This is a genomic window from Sulfitobacter dubius (assembly GCF_900113435.1).
GTDB classification, from domain to species: domain Bacteria; phylum Pseudomonadota; class Alphaproteobacteria; order Rhodobacterales; family Rhodobacteraceae; genus Sulfitobacter; species Sulfitobacter dubius.
Genome location: NZ_FOPG01000003.1, coordinates 374,479 through 393,109 on the forward strand (window position 1 = coordinate 374,479; position 18,631 = coordinate 393,109).

Annotated in this window: 16 protein-coding genes; 10 read left to right on the forward strand and 6 right to left on the reverse strand. The window is 57.6% G+C overall.

The features are described 5' to 3' along the window. Positions 1-82: 82 nt before the first annotated feature. From BM229_RS14255 to BM229_RS14275, 5 genes are all read right to left on the reverse strand, one after another. Positions 83-1,759: an amidohydrolase gene (locus tag BM229_RS14255; protein WP_093928304.1), complete on the reverse strand. Its 1,677-nt coding sequence runs from the start codon at positions 1,757-1,759 to the stop codon at positions 83-85. 77 nt (positions 1,760-1,836) lie between these two features. Continuing rightward, the gene (locus BM229_RS14260) at positions 1,837-2,856 is read right to left on the reverse strand and encodes an ABC transporter substrate-binding protein (protein WP_093928305.1); all 1,020 of its coding nucleotides are present in this window, start codon (positions 2,854-2,856) and stop codon (positions 1,837-1,839) included. 20 nt (positions 2,857-2,876) lie between these two features. Next, complete coding sequence (locus BM229_RS14265) at positions 2,877-3,680, reverse strand: ABC transporter permease (protein WP_093928306.1); 804 nt, start codon at positions 3,678-3,680, stop codon at positions 2,877-2,879. Beyond that, positions 3,673-4,584, reverse strand: coding sequence for an ABC transporter permease (locus BM229_RS14270; protein WP_093928307.1), 912 nt, complete (start codon positions 4,582-4,584; stop codon positions 3,673-3,675). Before BM229_RS14270 ends, BM229_RS14265 begins: the two co-directional genes overlap by 8 nt. 3 nt (positions 4,585-4,587) lie before the next feature. Further along, positions 4,588-5,661, reverse strand: coding sequence for an ABC transporter ATP-binding protein (locus BM229_RS14275; RefSeq protein WP_093928308.1), 1,074 nt, complete (start codon positions 5,659-5,661; stop codon positions 4,588-4,590). Between the two features lie 169 nt (positions 5,662-5,830). Between BM229_RS14275 and BM229_RS14280 the strand changes: the two genes are divergently transcribed. The 9 genes from BM229_RS14280 to BM229_RS14320 all read left to right on the forward strand — a co-directional run bounded on the left by BM229_RS14280 (position 5,831) and on the right by BM229_RS14320 (position 16,440). Then, the gene (locus BM229_RS14280) at positions 5,831-6,595 is read left to right on the forward strand and encodes a helix-turn-helix transcriptional regulator (RefSeq protein ID WP_244152210.1); all 765 of its coding nucleotides are present in this window, start codon (positions 5,831-5,833) and stop codon (positions 6,593-6,595) included. Between the two features lie 165 nt (positions 6,596-6,760). Continuing rightward, entirely contained in the window at positions 6,761-7,096 is a 336-nt protein-coding gene (locus BM229_RS14285; protein ID WP_093928310.1) for an Hpt domain-containing protein, read from the forward strand. 13 nt (positions 7,097-7,109) lie between these two features. Next, positions 7,110-9,053, forward strand: a complete 1,944-nt coding sequence (locus BM229_RS14290) for a cellulose biosynthesis cyclic di-GMP-binding regulatory protein BcsB (protein ID WP_093928311.1) — start codon at positions 7,110-7,112, stop codon at positions 9,051-9,053. A 6-nt stretch (positions 9,054-9,059) separates the two neighbouring features. Beyond that, a complete protein-coding gene (locus BM229_RS14295; RefSeq protein WP_093928312.1) occupies positions 9,060-10,952 on the forward strand; it encodes a glycosyltransferase family 2 protein in 1,893 nt (630 codons plus the stop codon). After that, positions 10,949-12,364: a hypothetical protein gene (locus tag BM229_RS14300; protein ID WP_093928313.1), complete on the forward strand. Its 1,416-nt coding sequence runs from the start codon at positions 10,949-10,951 to the stop codon at positions 12,362-12,364. Before BM229_RS14295 ends, BM229_RS14300 begins: the two co-directional genes overlap by 4 nt. A 4-nt stretch (positions 12,365-12,368) precedes the next feature. Then, complete coding sequence (locus tag BM229_RS14305; RefSeq protein ID WP_093928314.1) at positions 12,369-13,334, forward strand: response regulator; 966 nt, start codon at positions 12,369-12,371, stop codon at positions 13,332-13,334. Next, positions 13,321-15,324: an ATP-binding protein gene (locus tag BM229_RS14310; RefSeq protein WP_093928315.1), complete on the forward strand. Its 2,004-nt coding sequence runs from the start codon at positions 13,321-13,323 to the stop codon at positions 15,322-15,324. Before BM229_RS14305 ends, BM229_RS14310 begins: the two co-directional genes overlap by 14 nt. Further along, entirely contained in the window at positions 15,321-15,680 is a 360-nt protein-coding gene (locus BM229_RS14315; RefSeq protein ID WP_093928316.1) for a response regulator transcription factor, read from the forward strand. Before BM229_RS14310 ends, BM229_RS14315 begins: the two co-directional genes overlap by 4 nt. Before the next feature lie 64 nt (positions 15,681-15,744). Further along, entirely contained in the window at positions 15,745-16,440 is a 696-nt protein-coding gene (locus BM229_RS14320) for a hypothetical protein (protein ID WP_244152211.1), read from the forward strand. Here the strand turns inward: BM229_RS14320 and BM229_RS14325 are convergent. Next, positions 16,437-17,366: a LysR family transcriptional regulator gene (locus BM229_RS14325; protein WP_093928317.1), complete on the reverse strand. Its 930-nt coding sequence runs from the start codon at positions 17,364-17,366 to the stop codon at positions 16,437-16,439. The two genes, BM229_RS14320 and BM229_RS14325, sit on opposite strands and share 4 nt — an antisense overlap. 159 nt (positions 17,367-17,525) lie before the next feature. Here BM229_RS14325 and BM229_RS14330 point away from each other — a divergent pair, with 159 nt between their 5' ends. Then, positions 17,526-18,512 (forward strand): zinc-dependent alcohol dehydrogenase family protein, encoded by a 987-nt coding sequence (locus BM229_RS14330; RefSeq protein WP_093928318.1) that lies wholly within the window; start codon positions 17,526-17,528, stop codon positions 18,510-18,512. The last annotated feature ends 119 nt before the right edge of the window (positions 18,513-18,631 follow it).

Sequence of the window (18,631 nt, forward strand, 5' to 3'; positions counted from 1 at the left end):
TCAGCCAGTGACGAGAAGGGTGAGAGCTTGGCCTGTTTCAGATGCTCTAATCCAGATTTCTGAACCTCGGCTCCCCCTACATTTATCTTTGAAACGTCAGCTCACCACCCATGATGGTGGCACGGGCTTCGGCTTCGGTAATGTTTTTGGGTGCCAGTTGCGTCAGATCATGGCTCAGCACGGCCACATCGGCGTCCATGCCGGGTTTAAGCCTGCCGCGCCTGTCTTCAGCAAACTCAACCCAAGCATTGTCGCGGGTATAGCTCGCGAGCGTGTCTGTCAGGCGCTGGCTCTGGTCGGCCCAGTCTGCGCCGAGGTCCAGTGGCGCAATCGCGGCTTTGATGCTGCGCATGACATCCACGGGTATCACCGGCCAATCGGTTGAAAAGACGACCTTTGCGCCGCTTTCTCGGATGGATTGCCACGCATATGCGCCGGGGATCTGATCGGGGTGCAGGTAGTTGGTGACACCCTCTGGCGGGAAGATATGGCCACGCGGCGCGTGACCGGGCTGCAGCGAAGCGACGATGCCCAACTCAGATAGGCGGGGCAGGTCGTCGAGATGCATCACTTCGATATGCTCAATCCGGTGGCGGCTGTCGCGTGTGCCATTGGCCTTTTGTGCGGCCTCAAAGGCATCAATGGTGCGCCGTACGGCAGCGTCACCGATCGCATGGACCGCAATTTGAAAGCCAAGCCGATCGGCCTCCGCGCAGGCCGCGACAAAATGTTCTTGGGTAAAGACCTCATCGCCAGTATTGCCACCTGCACCCAGATCGCCGGGGTAGGGGCGTAGCATCAGCGCGGTGCCGCTTTCGATCACGCCGTCGATGAACATTTTTACATGGATGCAGCGCAGTTTGTCACCTTGGTAATCGGCGCGCATGGCGGGGGCTTCGTGGCCGATCCGCTCAACGGGGTCGGTGCCTTTAAGGTGAAAGGGCACGGTGCAGCGGCAGATCAAACGCCCTTCGGCTTCAAGCTCGGACAGCAGTTCAAGCTGGTAGCGGTTGCCGTCCATCAGGTGCAGACCGGTGATGCCTTGCGCGGCGCAATGAGCAAGGCCACGGGCGATGACATCTTTGTCCATCTCGCGTTGCTGTGCGGTCGCGGGCGGCACCGGGTCTTTGCCGCTGGTCAGCCCCAGCATATCGCGCCCACCGTGGCGGGTGAGGGCAAGGACCGGACTATAGGCACCGGGTTCCAGCAGCTCACCGCTTGCCAGTCCATCCGCGCCCATCACGATCTCTGAGCCCGCATCGACCTCGCCCCCTTCAAGCAGCCCTGCGGCCTTGAGCGCGGTGGTATTGGCCCAGACGGTGTGATGGTCGGGCGCGAACATGGCAAGGGGGCGGTCGGGCAAGATGGTGTCCAGACCCTGCCGCGTCAGCGTGCTGCCGGTGCCAAGAATGCCGTAGTCTGCCATCACGCAGAATAGCAGTTTGTCATCGGGATTGGCCTTGGCATAAGGTAGGATCAGGCGGCGCATCTCGTCCAAGCCTTTGACGCCATAAAGGTTGAGGTATTCCAGCTCGACCGAGCCACCAAAGAGATGCACATGGCTGTCGATAAATCCCGGCAACACGGTGCCGCCCTGCGCATCGATGACGCGGGTTTCGGCTCCAATCTGGGCCATCACCTCGGCGTCAGTGCCGACATGGGTGATCTTACCGCCTGAAATCGCGAGCGCCTCAGCTTGGGGTTGGGCGTCATCGAAGGTCATCAAAGCCCCGTTGTGGATGACGATATCTGCCGGCATGGGGGAGGTTCCTTTGTCTTGAATGGGGCCGTGGAGGTGCAGGCGGACCGAAGACCGCCTGCACCCGTGTGACGCGATTACTTCTGAAGGTCAGTCCAGATCGCGGTGTAGAGCTTTTGCGCCTCGGGTGGGCAGACCTTGGCGACGTAGGCAGCACCCTTCAGCTCCTCCGGAACCACAACCTCGGGCGCGTTTTTCATGTCTTCGGGCATGAACTCTTCCGAGCCTTTGATGCCGTTCGCATAGCGCGCGAACTCAGACAGCATCGCAGCGTTTTCCGGGTCCATCACGAAATTGAGGAAGGTTTTCGCCTCTTCCACATTGGTCGCATCGGCAAGGATTGCCGCATTGTCCATCCAGACGGGGTAGCCTTCTTGCGGGTAACCAAAGGCGATGTCTTCGTTCTGGTTGCGTGCCCGGAAGGACGCGCCGTTCCAGTTCACCCCGGCGGCGAGGTCACCCTTGGCGTATTTCTCGATGTTGCCATAGTCCATCGACAGCCAGTTCGGCTTGGCCGCGCGCAGGATGTCGCGGACCTCTTTCAAGACCTCTTTGTCGGCGGTGCATTGATCGCCGCCCGCATAGTGGATCGCCATGCCCATCACGTCGTTCATTTCCGGCACCACGTTGATCTTGCCTTTCAACTCTTCTGGCGGGTCAAAGATCACGGCGGCGGTGTTGATGTCGCCGCTATAGACTGCGGTATTGACTGTCACACCAACGGTGCCCCACTGCCACGGCACGGTGTAATTGCGGCCCGGATCGAATTCGACATCAACCCACTGCGGGTCCATGTTTTTGAAGTTCTCCATCTCGTTGGGTTTGCTTTCCATCAGCAGCCCTTCACCGATGAAGATCGGCACGTAGGTCCCCGACGGCACGACAATGTCAAAGCCATGACCGCCCGCTTTGATCTTGGCCAGTGCGGTATCGTTGCTATCATAGTCGGTGATGGTGACCTTGATGCCGGTCTCTTTCTCGAACTTCTCGATCATTTCCGGGCTGGTGTAATTGCCCCAGTTGTAGAGGTTCAGCTCCCCTTCGGCCACGGCTGGCCCGGCAAGGATAAGGCCGATCGCTGTCAGTGTCTTTTTCATCTTAAGCTCCCTTTGGTTGATTATTTTTTGGTTCTGCTGAGCAGGGTATAGGCGATCACCATCAAGACAGAGATCATCAACAATACGGTCGAAATCGCGTTGATCTCTGGCGTCACCACCCGCCGTAATTGGCCCAGCATGTAAGTTGGCAGCGTATCCTGCCCGGCGGATTTAACAAACTCGGTTATCACCACATCATCAAGGCTGATGACGAATGCCAGCATCGCCCCGGCAAGGATGCCCGGCCAAAGTTGCGGTAGTGTCACCCGGCGAAAGACTTGAAAGGGTGTGGCGTAAAGATCGGCTGCGGCTTGCTCGAGGCTGAGGTCCATCCCCTGTAACCGTGCGCGGATCGGCAGGTAGGCGAAAGGGATGCAAAAGGCCGAATGCGCGATAATCAGATACATCAGACCGGTGTAGCCGGTGGCGACCTTGATCGTGGCAAAGAAGATCAGCAGCGCCACGGCTGTCACAATCTCGGGCACCATGAGAGGTTGGTGGATCAGCGCAAAGATCGCGGTTTGCCCACGGAATTTGCGGTTGCGGGTGGTGGCGAGTGCCGCAAGAACCGCGGCCGTCGTCGCGATGGCGGCAGCAGACAGCGCGATAATCAAGCTGCGCACCGTCGCCTCTTGCACCATCTCATTGTCCCAAGCCGAGACATACCAGCGCCAAGAGAACCCCTCCCAAATCGCGACGGAAGTGCCTGCGTTGAAGGAATAGACCACCAAGAGCACGATGGGCATGTAAAGCATGACGAAGCAGGTCATGGCGATGCCGGAAAAACCCCTGAGCTTGCGAATGTCAAAACCGCGTTTAGCCATGTTTCACCTCCTCATTCCCCGCGGCGCGGACATAGGCCAGAAGGGCCACCATCACGATCGCCAGCAGGGTGATCGACAGCGCAGCGCCCAAAGGCCAGTTGCGTCCCTGTCCGAACTGCAATTCAATCAGATTGCCCAGCATCAACTGGTTGCCGCCGCCCATGACGCGCGGTGTCACATAGGCACCCAGCGACGGCACCAGCACAAGGATCGACCCCGCGATCACCCCCGGTTTGACCAGCGGCAGGATCACCCGGCGCAACACGTTGAACCGGGTGGCATAAAGGTCATACCCTGCCTCGACCAACCGGAAGTCCAACCGCTCAAGCGCGGCATAGATCGGCAGCACCATCAGCGGCAGATAGACATAGACCATGCCGAGGATGATCGAAAACTCGGTAAACAGCATCTGGATCGGCTCATCAATGATGCCAAGTGCGATCAGAATGCTGTTGATTGTGCCCTCGTTGCGGATCAACTCCAGAATGGCAAAGGTGCGGATCAGCAAGTTTGTCCAGAACGGGATGATGATCAGCAGCATCCAGAATTCGCGCTGTTTCTTGGGCCGTGTCGCGATGAAATAGGCCGTCGGAAAGCCAAAGAAGAGACAGGCGATTGTGGTCAGGACGGACAGCTTGACCGACCGCCACAGAATGCTGAGATGGGCATCCGACCAGCCGAGCGTGTCATCAAAGATGTCGCGCTGCATCAAGACGCCAAACCATGCGTCGGTCGAAAATTTCCACTCCACGCCGCCGTAGTCGCCGGGGGTGAGGAAGGAATAGAACAGCGTAATGAGCAGTGGGCCACTGGCGGCAAAGATCAGGATGATCAGCGCCGGGGTCAGCAGCAGCCAGCGGTTGCGTGCAGCGCGTTGCGAGACGGTGTTGGATAGCTCTGCCATGGCTTAATCCCTCAACACTTGGGCGGCCCCGGCGGGGAAGGTCAGCCCGACCCGATCACCGGTTGCAAAATCATTGCCATCGGCGGGGGAATTTTGGCGCCGCAGGACAAAATCGCTGCCATCGTCGAGGGTGACATGGAAATGCGTATCGGTCCCAAAATAGACAACTTCGCGCAACGTCCCGGCAAGCAACCCCGCGCCATCGTCGGTCAACTCGGCGTGCTCTGGTCGCAGGGCCAGCGTGACCTTGCCTTGGGCTCCATCGCGCGCATGTGCATCAACCTCTTGTCCCGAGGAGAGACGCAGGCGCGTCACCTCGCCGCTGTTGGAGATCACCTCGGCCGGTAGGAAATTCGTATCACCAATGAAATCAGCGACGAAACGATCAGCGGGGCGATCATAAATCTCGCGGGGGCGGCCAATCTGACGAATGGCACCGTTCGACATGACCGCGATCCGGTCTGACATGGTCAGTGCTTCTTCTTGGTCATGGGTCACAAAGATAAAGGTGATGCCGGTTTCAGTCTGCAGGCGCTTCAACTCTAACTGCATCTGTTTGCGCAGCTTAAAATCCAGCGCGCTGAGCGGTTCATCCAGCAATAGGATTTTTGGGCGGGGAGCCAAGGCGCGGGCCAGCGCCACACGCTGTTGTTGCCCGCCAGAGATTTGCCCGGTCTGACGGTCGGCGAGATGAGACATCTGCACCAGTTCCATCATCTCGCCCACTGTCGCATTGACAGATGCTTTGGGGGTGCCAAGCATTTGCAGCCCAAAAGCGATGTTTTCCGCCACGGTCATATGCGGGAAAAGCGCGTAGTTTTGAAAGACAGTATTGATCGGGCGTTTGTAAGGGGGCGCGTCAAGCAAGCTTTCCCCAAACATGTCCAGCTTGCCTGAGGTCGGATGCTCAAACCCCGCGATCAGCCTCAGCAGAGTCGTTTTTCCACAGCCCGATGGCCCTAGCAGCGTGAAAAATTCATTGTCCTGAATCTCAACGTCAATACTTGCCAATGCTTCTACCGGCGGATTGCCGGGATATACCTTGCGCAGTGATTGTGCGGTGATTGCCTTGGTCATTGAACCCCCTGTCAGTTCGGCCTGCGATATTTGATCAAACAAGCGCATACCCGCATGATTGCGGCAATGGGCGTGACAATATATACCCCCACTGGGGTAGTAAATTTGACCATATTACCCGAAATGTGAGTATTTTTTGAGCGATAATCTGACAATAAGCGAGGTTTCCTTGCTCCGCGACGCCATGCAGGCGGTCGGCACCCCGGCCTTTTTTGACGTCTATCAAGCGCTGTTTCGCGCGCGGGTGGCCTTTGGCACCTTTCTGATGATGCGCTTTGATCCCGGTCAGCCGCCCAGCTTGTTGGACCATTGGATCGAGCCCGGCCGCCTGCGCCCCACGGCCCTGGCTGAGTATCTGGAAAGCACCTATGCCTTTGACCCGTTTTTTCAGTATCGGGACCGTGTTGAGGACGGTGGCGTCTTTCGTCTGTCGGAGGTCGCGCCGGACAGGTTCTTCTCCAGTGAGTATTACCTGCAATATTATCGGGGGTCGGGGCTGTGTGATGAGGTTGGGCTGCTGGCCCCGGTGGCGCGGGGTGGGGTGGCGCATCTATCTATGAGCCGCCGCGATGCCCAAGGGCCGTTTCGCCGGGCAGAGTTACGGTATTTGCGCAAGTATGCCCCGCTGTTGCTGGAGTTGTTGACGCAGCATTGCAACAAAATCTCCCCGGCGGCGCAGGACGGGCTGGTTGTCGCCCGCCCGCCTTTGGCTGATTTGATCCGAAACTACGCCAAGGACGTGCTGCAATTTGCCCTGACCGCCCGCGAGGCGCAGATTGCGGGGCTGGTTTTGCAGGGGCACTCCAACGGTTCTGCCGCCAAGACGTTGGAAATCGCGACCGAGACCTGCAAGGTGCATCGCCGCAACCTATACCGCAAACTTAACATCTCGTCCCAGCGTGACCTTTTTGGTCTGTTCAAACATCTTTTGTGACCTGCGGCAGCGCAGGGTCCGCCTAAATTGGATCGGGAGAATTCCCTTCGTTTTCTGTGAAAATCGTAAGAAATGCTGTGTTGTGCCACAATTTTGACAGCTTTCTGACATTTAAATTAGGTTGGCTATTTTTGTTCCTTTTCGGGCAAGCAAAAAGGACAGTCTGTGGCACCATCTGAGACATATGAACAACGCGTTGCGACGACACGAAAGCGCTTTATCGAAGGGCTGCCAGCGCGAACGCAAGCCATTTCCGACACGCTGCGCGAAGCGGAAGATGCTGACCCATCAGAGAGGAAAGTGCGCAAAATTCATCGTATGCTGCATGATCTGGCTGGAAACGCAGCGATGCTCGAATACACCGAAATTGAAGATTGCCTACGCAAGGGGCTGCACGTAGCGGAAGACGCTGATAATAATGGTTCTACCTTGTCAGCAGATGAGGTTCGTATAATTGAAACCGCCTTAGCCGATGCCAATGACGTCGTTGTAAAGATATAAGAAAGCCTCCCCCATGAAGTATCCCGCAATCGGTCTATTGGCGGCCCTGCTGCCGTTTCACGTACACGCCCAGACGACTGCTACTGATGAGGGGGCAAGCGTAACGGCACCTCAGGCCCAAGAGGGACTGATTTCGCGCGAATTCGATCTGACGGAGCTTGGGTTTCAGAACGGTCTTTCGTTCCGCCAATTGTCGGGAAATGCGACCATCTTTATCCCGCTACCCGAAGCGGGGGCCTTGAATTCGGGCACTTTGGAGCTGGAGCTTAATCACGCCTCAACCGCCGAGGTGGATCGCTATTTGCAGGTTTCTGTCGGCGGCCGACCGGTGTCATCCCAAGCTTTGCCGGATGGGGCAGGGCGTCTTAGCGTGCCGGTACCACTGCGCCCCGAAGATGTATCAGGTGGCTTCATCGCGGTTGGCCTTTCCTATTCTGGCGCGTTCAGTGATCGTGTCTGTGTTGATGAACGCGCCTCGGGCGATTTTCTTGAGATCGCCGCGTCGTCGTCTGTCACGTTGCAACTGGATCAAGCGGCGGTCGACACTTCGACAGCCTTTGCAGGCCTGCGCCCAGCAGATACGCGCCTTGCCATCAACGGCAGCGACTCTTTGGCGGCCTTGGCCGCAGCGACCCGCGCCGCCGCGCTTTTTGACGCTGAAGCAGGGCGCTTGCGTTTCGGCCCGGCAGAGGCCAATGCCGCAGGCACATGGTCTGAAGGGGTTATCCAGCTTGACGTGACCTCTTCGGGGGCGGCCAGCGAGATGACTGTCGACAGCCAGTCGGGCATGCCCGTGCTGAACCTGCGTGGCAGTGATCCGCAGGTGGGGCTGTGGCAAATGGTTTCGGAATGGTCGGCCCTGTCGAACAGCGATGCAACGGTGGTAGAGGTGGTCGAGGGACCGGTCCTGTTTGACAATCGTCTGCCGCTTGCCGGGTTGAACGCCGATCTAAACCCCCGTGCGGTGGTGTCGACCGAAGATTTCTTGATCCCGTTCCAATCCTCTGACCTGCCGGTTGGAAAGGCCGTTTCCGGTGTAAGCCTGCAAATCGCTGCCGCACTCGACCCCGAAGGGCGGGGGGCCACGGCGTCGGTCTTCCTCAACGATTCACTTTTGGGCAACCGCCCGCTTGGCAGTGGCCAGCCAGAGCAGTTGAGCTTTTCGGTTCCCAAAGGGCTTTTGGGCCGCGATAACTTGCTGCGCGTGTCGATCCAGCGTCAGCCCACGGGCGGCGAATGCCGGTTCAAACCTCAGGGCTACCCGGCGCAGATCCTCCCCGGCAGCACGCTGGTGCTTTCCGATGCAGAGCCACAGGACCGCGATTTTTTCTCGCTCAGGCAAGAGTTTGGCGATGGCGTTCAGGTCGTGCTTGACCCTGAGCTGTCGCTTGATTTCGAGCAGGTCTTGCCATGGCTCGCAGGTGTTGCTGGCAGCGTCATCCCAGACCGCGCGTCCATTTTGCCGCGTCCTTCGGTCGACGCGCTGGAAACGAATGACCCGTTCTTCGTGATCTCTGACCAAAACCCCGGCGATGGGGAGCCGCTTATTACCTTTGATCAAGGCCGGATCGAGGTTCGCGATACTCAAGACAACCTGATCTATTCAGGTGAAGACCTGTCGCGCCTTGGCGTGGTGCAGATCGTTACCCGCGGTGAGACGCGCGGCCTGTGGCTGCGCCCGGGCAACGGCCCCGCGCCAGAGCTTACACCGCAGATGCCCATGGTGCTGGACCGGGGCGATCTGGCCCTGATCGGGCAGCAGGGGGTGATCCTTGCCACTGCCACCGACCGCAGCCCACTGGTTGACGTCGTCTATCCTGACCGCACCAGCTTTGCGCAGATGCTGGCCAAGTATCGCCCTTGGATCGTTGGGGGTATTTGGGTGCTGGTGACGCTGCTTGTGCTGATCGTATTCCAGCGTGTCTACCGTGCAAGACGCGGCCGGGACGAGACGTAAGTCACCATGGCGTTGGATGCCGAAAGCGAAGCCATTGGTTCGCTGCTGCTTGACCGTGGCGCGCTGACGGTTGAACAACTCGACGCAGCAGAGGATCTGGCCGAAGACTGGAATGTCTCATTGGTTAAGGTTCTTCTGTCGCGGCGATGGCTGACGGCGCATGACCTCTACCGCGAGATTGCCTTTTACCACGGGCTGACGCTGGTCGATCTGATCGAAGACCGGGCCGATGATGATCTGATCCGTCAGTATGATCCGGTGGTGATGAACCAATATATGACGGTGCCGATTGGCCGGGCAGAGGATGGCACGCTGACGGTCGCCACCTCACGCCCCGGCCCGCGCACGGTGCTGCACATCCGTGAGGTTTACGGCACCGGTGTGACCATCGTCGTGGCCTCGCATTTCGATGTGTCATGGCAGTTACAACGCGCCTTCCGCGAGAAACATTCCCACGAAGCGGTCTTTGCCTTGGCAGAGCTGGACCCGGATATGTCGGCGCAGAATGTCGTGACCCCGCCGCAAATCTTGGTGATTTACCTCTTGGTCTCGGCACTGTTGCTGGGGCTGGCCTTTGCGCCCGTGGCGACGCTGATCGTGCTGAACGTCTTTTTGACGATCTTCTACACGGGCAACTTCCTGTTCAAAGCGCTGTTGGTTTGGCTGGGCGGTGCTGCGCAAGAGACTTCATCGCGGGCCATCGCAGCTGAGGCGTCGTTGCTGCGCGACGAAGACCTGCCCATCTATACCGTGCTGGTGCCGATGTTCCGCGAGCCCGAGGTGCTGCCGATCCTTGCCCAAGCGCTGCGCAACCTCGACTACCCGCTGGCCAAGCTCGACATCAAGATCGTGCTGGAGGAGGGCGATCACGAAACGATCGACGCGGCGCGCAAGCTGGACCTCGAAGGCGTGTTTGAGATCATTCGCGTTCCGGCCTCCCATCCGCAGACCAAGCCAAAGGCCTGCAACTTTGCGCTGCGCTATGCACAGGGTGATTTCCTCGTGATCTTCGACGCTGAGGATAAGCCCGAACCGGATCAGTTGAAAAAGGTCATCGCCGCCTTCAACCAATCCGCGCCCAATACCGCCTGTATTCAGTGCCGGTTGAACTATTACAACGCGCGGGAAAACTGGCTGACGCGGATGTTCACGCTGGATTATTCGCTGTGGTTCGACCTGATGCTGCCGGGGCTGGAGCGTTTGGGCGTGCCTATTCCGCTGGGCGGCACCTCGAACCACTTCCGCATGGACGTGCTGCGCGAGTTGAACGCATGGGATCCCTTCAACGTGACCGAGGATGCCGATCTGGGCATTCGTCTGACGCAAAAGGGCTACCGCGTCGGCGTCATCGATTCCACGACCTTTGAAGAGGCCAATGTCTCGATCCCGAACTGGGTGCGCCAACGCTCGCGCTGGATCAAAGGCTATATGCAGACCTTCCTCGTCCACAGCCGCAGGCCGATCCATCTGTGGCAGTCAGTCGGCACCGCAGGGGTCTTTGGCTTTATCTTCTTCATCGGCGGCACGGTGCTGTCGGGCCTCCTGAATCCGGTGTTCTGGTCGATCTTTGCCATTTGGCTGATTTTCGGGACCGAAGTCATCTCTCCCTATTTCCCGCTACCGGTGCTGTATCTTTCGCTGGTGAACCTCTTGGCGGGCAACGGGCTGTTGATCTACCTCACCATGGTCGCGCCCTTCAGGCGCAGGTGGACCGATCTGGCGCCTTGGGGGATCACCGTCGTGGGGTATTGGGTGCTGATGACTGTGGCCTCCTACAAGGCGCTGTCGCAACTGATCTTCAACCCGTTCTACTGGGAAAAAACGCAGCACGGCCTGTCAAAACACACGGCCAATGAGGTCGCCGAAGCCAGTGCCGAAGCGACGGAGGCCACGCAGTGATCCGCGCCGCCTCTTGGTCCGTTGGCTTTGTCGCGCTGACACTGGTGCTGCTGCTCAGTCTCGGCTGGACCGAGGCAAATGGTTTTATCTCGATGGACGTGACGGACCTTTGGGCCAAGTCCATCATACAAATCGAAGGCCCGGCGCAGTTCAAGGCGACCGATGCCTTCTATCCTCCTGTGCCCTATGCGCTTTCCCTTTTGGGGCAGGCGCTTTTGACGGGTACGCAGGTGCCTGTGCCTTTTGTCCTATCCGCTTTGGTGGGTGCGGGGCTTTTGGTTTTGTGGTTTCTGAACCTGCGGGATACGGGGCGGTTCTCGGGCTTTACCTCGGCCGTTTTAGTACTGCTTTTGGCACTTAATCCATTCTTTCTGCGTGCATTAGCCGATGGGCCAGAGATGATGTTCTGCATCTTGGGCACATGGCTTTTTGCGCGAGGGATCGTCAATCTGCGCCTGACCGGCAATGCGCCCGACATGATGAAAGTGGCAGTGGGGCTGCTGGTTGTCGCCTTGTCGGATAGTTTCGGCCTGATGCTGTGCCTTGGGGCGATGCCCTTCATGATCGTGGCAGCGCGGCCCAGCATGATTGCCGCCTCGTCGACGGGCTATCTTGTCGCGATGTTCTACCCTGTGGCTGCGGCTGTGGGGTCATTGATGTTTGTCAGTCTGATCTTCGACAGCCGCCTTGTTCCACTTTTGTCAGAGACGGTGGTGCCGCTTACTTCGTCGCAACATATGATCGTGCTGCTGGGGCTTTGTCCTGCGGCACTGGTTGCGATATTGCGCAACATCCTGATGCCAAGGCTGTTTATGCCGTTGCTGGCTGCCGTGGGCGCGGTACTTGGGGGGTATACCCTCAATACATTCTTCCATGTCGAGGGGGATCCGGCGATGGCGATTGCGCCCATGCTGGGCGTTCTGGTCGCGGCGATCCGTTTCTGGCCGAACCTGTCCCTGCGTGAGCCAATTGCTATTGCTCTGTTGTCTTTCTCGCTGGTCTCATCCGTGCTGGTCACGCGCTACGTTGCCCATGACGAAACCCGCAATTGGGCTAGAGCGATGGTCGGAATTGAGAACGCAGCGTCGAGACCGGACCGAGAGGTCATTTCATTCTTGCGCGACAAGTCAGAAATTATGGTAGACGTTGAAAAAAGTCCCGAAATCGTCATCGGGTTTGGTAGCGTTGACCAACTGGTGATCGCTGGGCAACCATCTTACGACTGGGCGCTAGAAGGGGGCGTGCCGCGGACAAGGTACATCGTGGTACCGCGGCAGGCAGAGGGGCAGGCCACAGCAGACAGAATTCTGCGTAGATTCCCGCAGCTAAAGCAATCTAAGCTGCCGGGATATGGGGAGGTTTTTGAAAACAGCCAGTGGCGGGTTTTCGAAAGAAGTAACGAGTGGAACTAATAGTATGAGCCAACGAATTATCGCAGTTGACGACTCTGACATTGCGCAGGACTTTATCAGCGCGACCCTCGCAGAGCTTGGGTTTGAGGACGTCGTTAGCTTCGTTGACCCGCGTGTCGCGCTCAGCGCTATTGAACGCGGTGAGGCGACTGCCGATCTGATCCTCATGGACATTATGATGCCCGATATCGACGGTATCGAGTTATGCGCCCGTATCCGTGCTTTGGAAAAATGGAGCGACGTGCCGATCATTATGCTGACCAGCCGGACAGATATGGGATCGCTTTCTGAGGCCTTTCTTGCGGGGGCCAATGACTATGTCACCAAACCTTTCAACAGGATTGAGCTTCAGGCCCGCATGCGCAGCTGTCTGCGCCTGAAATCCGAGCTGGACCGCCGCCGATCTGATGAAACACGCGGTGCCCGTCGCCGTTCTGCACAAGCAAACTTTGAGGCCACTGTGCCAAGCATGTTGGGCAGCAAAGCGGGGTTTCAGGCCAATCTTATGGCGCTGTCACCGGCCATGCAAAAAGAACTTGGTTTGATTGTTTTCCGGATCGACGGTGACCGTGACCAATCTGACGCGGCGCGGGTGCAACGAAAAGAGCTTCAGCGTCTTGTGGCAGGGCTGTTCGGCAAAGTCGATATTCCCGCGCAGGACAGTCTAGCCCATTGGGAAGACGATCTTTTTGTCTTGGGCACGCTTCACTCAGATCGTGCCCAGCTTGAGCAGCGCGCGCAACAGTTTATCAAACAAGTGGCAGCGGCGTCGGCCACCGTCAAAGAAGGCTGGACATCCCGTCGATTGACCGTCAGTGCCTGCATTGTTCCGCCCTCTGATGCGGCCGTGGCCTCCTCGCTTGCGCAGGGAATTCAAGGCGTAGAGAGTGCGGGAAAAACGGGCGCGCCGGGAATGATCTCTTTCGCCTCCACCGACATAGGACACCTACAAGAGAATGGTCAGCACTGAGCTCGCAAACAAAGACGAGGCGGAAACGTCTTCGAGTGCACAAACTCTTTTCTGGGGTCTGATCTCTACGGTCGTTGTACTGTATTTCATCGGGCTCGCGTTTCTGACGTGGTCTGACTACAACCGTGCGACCACCCGCGCGGAAGTGGAGCTTGAGCATTTTGCGGAGCTCTATGAGCAGGCCGTTGATGCCACCCTGTCGGTTGCGAATGTGCGGATGTGGGGGCTGATCGATGAACTGTCGACGGCGATGCTGGATGATCCTGACCAGTTTGAAGCCCAATATGGCGCGCTGATGAATTCAGCCGTAGAGGAAATTCAACAGGTTGATGCGCTCGTTCTGATTGGCGCTGATGGTGTTGTGCTTTGGGCCACAGTCGAACCATTGCTGGGCCAGTACCTTGGGGATCGCGCTTATTTTCAGACTGCGGTTGGGCTTGGCGTTGATGACTATACCGTCGGAGTGCCTATTCAATCACGCGCAACCGAACGTCGCATAACGCCCATTGCATGGCCCTTGATTGGCATCGACGGAAAAGTGCGGGGGGTATTGGCCTCTTCGCTGGGTGAGGACTATTACGCGGAACTTCTTGCGGCTGATGGGGTTCAGGAAGACATGTTTGTCGAGGTTGTCACCGCCAATGGAGAACGTGCCTTTTCATCGGGCCGGGCGCAGCGTGATCCCGATACGCCTGTGTTTAGCGCACGCAAGGAAATCCCTGCCCTTGACCTTTACATTGACGTGACCCGCAGCAAAGAGGCGGTTTTAAGCAGCTTCTGGCAGCGCACCTTGGTCTTTACTGGCCTTGCAACAATTTTGTTTCTGACAGTCATCAACGCAGCGATCCGCGCCCGTGCTCAATCGACAAAATTAGCGCAAGCGCTGCGCAACTCTGAGCGCGACCGTGAGCGAATTCGCGTCGCTCAGAGCGAATTTGACGCTATTTTTGAGAACGTCGGAGATGGGATTATCGTTTACAACGATAACAACAAGCTGCACCGCTCCAACCGCAAGGCGCGGGAACTCATGGGGGTTTCTTCGAATATCAAAGCTGTTGAACAGCTGCGCAGCATGATCCCGCCTTTCTCGCAGATGGACGAAGAGGTGGCGATACACCGCATTCATGTCCGCAACGCCGAGAATGAAAGCGTGGCGGTGCAATGCCGAGTGATGAAGATGCATCTGCACGGAGATTACATCGCCTATAACGTGCTTCAAGATATCTCGGCCGAGGAACGTCTCGTGGCGGCGCGAACGGCCTTTGTGACCTCGGTCAACCATGAATTGCGCACGCCGCTTACGTCGTTGGCCGGATCGCTTGAGATTCTGCACGAACGGTTTGGCGAGGCGATGCCTGCGAATGCGGGCAAGCTGTTGTCGATGGCGACCCGCAATGCGGATCGTTTGCTGGTGTTGGTCAGTGACATCCTGACGCTTCAGGCGATCGACCAACAACAGCTAAGCATACAAAAAGAGCGGGTTTCAGTGTCGGAAGTGCTGTCAGAGGCGATTGCAGCCAATACGGGCTATGGGGTGAACCGCGATGTTCAGCTTGGCATCCATGGTGGTCCTAACGCATCCGATGCCGTTTATGTCCAAGTTGACACGGTTCGAATGCAGCAGGTGTTTTCGAACCTGATTTCCAATGCGGTTAAATATACGCCGCGCGGCGGGACAGTGAAGATTGGTGCTGATCTGGACGAAAACGCGGTCACGTTCTATGTCTGCGACTCCGGCCCGGGTATTCCTAGGTCCGCGCATGATCGTATGTTTAAAAGGTTTGCGGACCCCGTCCATTCCCGCGACAACCAAGCGAGTGGAACAGGGCTTGGGCTGGCCATCACGCGGGAGTTGGTGGTGCGACAAGGGGGCGATATCAGCTTTCAAACGCGGTCCGCCGAAGACGGGGATGAAAATCCCGGCACCACATTCTTTGTGCGTTTGCCCCGCGACGATGACGCCGCACCTACAAAAGGAACGCCCGTATGAGAGTTCTATTTGTCGATGATGAGGATGACATCCGTGAACTCATTGAGTTTGCGCTGATGACCGAAGATGACATCGAGCCTACATTCGCGGCCACGGGATTTGACGCGATTGCAACGATGGAAACCCAAGCGTTTGACGTGATCATGCTGGATGTCATGATGCCGCCCCCCGACGGGATGGAGGTGTTGCGCTGTGCACGGGCCAACGCTGATTTGGATGATACCAAAATCGTTATGTGCACGGCCAAGACATCGCATGAATCTGAGAAGACGTTTCGCGCACTCGGCGCGGACCATATCCTGCATAAACCGTTCAAGCCGCTCAAGCTGGCAGAATATCTACGGTCTATCGCCTAACACTGATCGCCCAGCCCCAAGCGGCCCTGAAAACGCGGGATTTATTATGCCTAGAACAGTAAATATGCCTTCTGCATCCAACGCGCGCGTAAGCGCGGGTGTTGTGTTTTCTGCGGCGTTCGTGGCACTGGCTCTGGCGGGGAATGAGGTGGCATCTGCTGCTTGGCCGCGGGGCGAAGACAAAAGCTTTATGACCCTTTCATATGAATCGACCGTCGATGGCCCCGATTTCGGCGATTTCGGCTCATTTTATTATGAATATGGCTTGAACGAAAAACTGACTTTCGGCTTGGACATCGGCAAAAGCCAAGATGCCGGGCAAGTCAACGCCATCGCCTTTCTGCGCTATCCTGTGGAACTGACGGACGGCGATGATGTCTTTGCCGTCGAACTGGGGCTTGGCTGGGCTGAACGCGACAGCAGCGCGGTCGCAACGTTACGGCCCGGCTTCTCTTGGGGGCGCCCGGTTGAGGGGGCGTGGGGCAACGGTTGGCTTGGGGTCGAAAGCACATATGCGCTGTATGAAGACGGCGGCAGTCTGGGCAAAATCGACAGCACCTTTGGCATCAACCACGCCAATGGAAACCTGTCGATTTTCAAGCTGGAGTTCGCGGCCCCCTCTGATGGCGATGAAACGTTGGCTTTCGTGCCCTCGCATGTGGTCAAAGTTTCTGAGAACAGTTTTCTAGAGTTCGGCCTTTCGCATGAATTCACCGAGTCCGTGACCAAGATGAAGCTTGGGGTTTGGCATAGTTTCTAAGCGGGCGCGGCGCTGCCTGCATGGTCACGCCAATCGGGCCGGTTGCCTAGGTTTGCGATCAGAAAATCGATGAAAAACCGTGTTTTCGGGGTCAGCACATTAGAGCGCGGGTAGACCAGCCAAAGCACCGAATGGTCATTCATCCGCCAGCCCGGAAGAAGCCGGACCAACCGTCCCGATGCGAGCTCCTCCGACACGCTCCACAGTGAATTAATGGATATTCCGGCCCCCGCGATCGTCGCCTCGCGCTGCGCATCCCCATCATCCAAAATGGCACGACAGATCATGTCGCTGGGATTCAACGTAGCAGCCTCGCCGCCCGGTCCGATTAAAGGGCGCGGCTCAAGGTCGCTCCATGCGATGAAATGGTGGTTTTGCAGTTCGGCAGGGGTTTTGGGCATCCCGTGGGTTTCCACATAAGACGGCGCCGTACAAAGAACGCGGGTGTCATCGGCCAACTTGCGGCCCCGCAGGCTGCTGTCGGCCAAAGGCGCGCTGCGCAGGGCAAGGTCAAAGCTACCTTCGATGGCGTCAAACCGGGTGTCGGACAGGCGCAGATCTAATGTCAGCTCGGGGTAGGTCTCGTGAAATTTCGGCAAAAGCGGCATGATATGACGCTGGGCAAAGCTACTGGGGGCCGCGAAACGCAAAATGCCTTTCGGCCCTGCTTTTGTACCGCCAAGAATGGCCCGCGCGGCATCGGACTGTGCCAGAATTTCCCGCGCGTAGGGCAGGAAATCCGACCCATCAAGCGAGAGTGAGACCTTCCGCGTGGTGCGCCGCAAAAGCTCGACCCCCAACTCTTGCTCTAGTTTGGCAAGCCGTGCGCTGGCCACGGCGGGCGCAATGCCTAAGGCGCGACCGGCAGCAGAGATGTTGAGCAATTCAGCGGCCAAAACAAAAAGGCGCAGGTTGTCGGTGTCCATAGGGATCGTATCCTCAAAGCGGTTAACGGCCTTTGCTACATTATCGCGGTCGGCATTATATTCAATGTAAAGAAACTGAACTCACAATTGGCCTAATTATCTGGGGCTGAAGGCTGGTCTATATCGTTCTCAACGCAATACTTAACGGGAGAGACCCCCATGAAGTCCATGACCCTAACAAGCTACGGTGCCGATGCGCCATTTGTCGAAGCCGAACTGCCACGTCCCTTGGTCACCCCCGGCCATGTGGTGCTGCGCGTCAAGGCGACAAGCGTGAATACCATCGACACGATGATCAAAGGGGCAGGCAAAGACCTACCGTTGTCGCCCGATCTACCTGCCGTTCTAGGCATGGATTTTGCTGGTGTGATCGAAGAGGTCGGTGAAGGCGTCACAGGTTTCGCCGTCGGTGACGAAGTTTATGGCTGCGCGGGCGGCTTGGCCGATCTGCAAGGTGCGCTGGCCGAATTCATGCGGGCCGATGCGCGTTTGATCGCCCACAAACCAAAAACTCTGTCGATGCGGGAGGCCGCCGCTCTGCCATTAGTTGGCATCACCGCTTGGGAAGGGTTGCAGCGCGCCGGTGTCTCGGCAGATCAGAAGGTTCTCGTGCAAGGTGGCGCGGGCGGTGTTGGCCATCTGGCCGTGCAACTGGCGCGGCATTTGGGGGCGGATGTTTCCGCAACCGGCACCGGGGATGACCAGCTTTCGGTGATCGGCGGTTATGGCGCATGGCCCATCGATTTCATGGATGAAAAGATCGAAGATTACGTCGCCAACCACACCCATGGCAAAGGATTTGACGCGGTGTTTGACACGGTGGGCGGGGCGAATTTGACCAACTCTTTCGCCGCCACTGCGTTGAACGGTCATGTCGTTACAACCGTCGCCTTGTCTGAGATTGATCTTTCGCCTGCGCATTTTAACGGGTTATCGCTGCATATCGTCTTTATGCTGTTGCCGATGCTGCATGACGTGAACCGCGAGGTGCATGGCGACATCCTTGGCAAGCTTGCCAAATTGGTGGACGCAGGCACGGTGAAGCCATTGCTGGATGACGCGACATTCACGCTGGCCGAGGTTGGCGACGCCTATGCGCGCCTTCAAAGCGGCAAGGCTCTGGGCAAAGTGGTTATCGAAGTCTGAGGCTGTTTGGCTCTTCCTCAGCACCAAATCAAAAGCCCCGCTGCAAGTTTCTTGCGGCGGGGCTAATCTGTTTCGGCTCAAGATAAGAAAAGTAAAATATCTGCATTTTTCAGCGACGG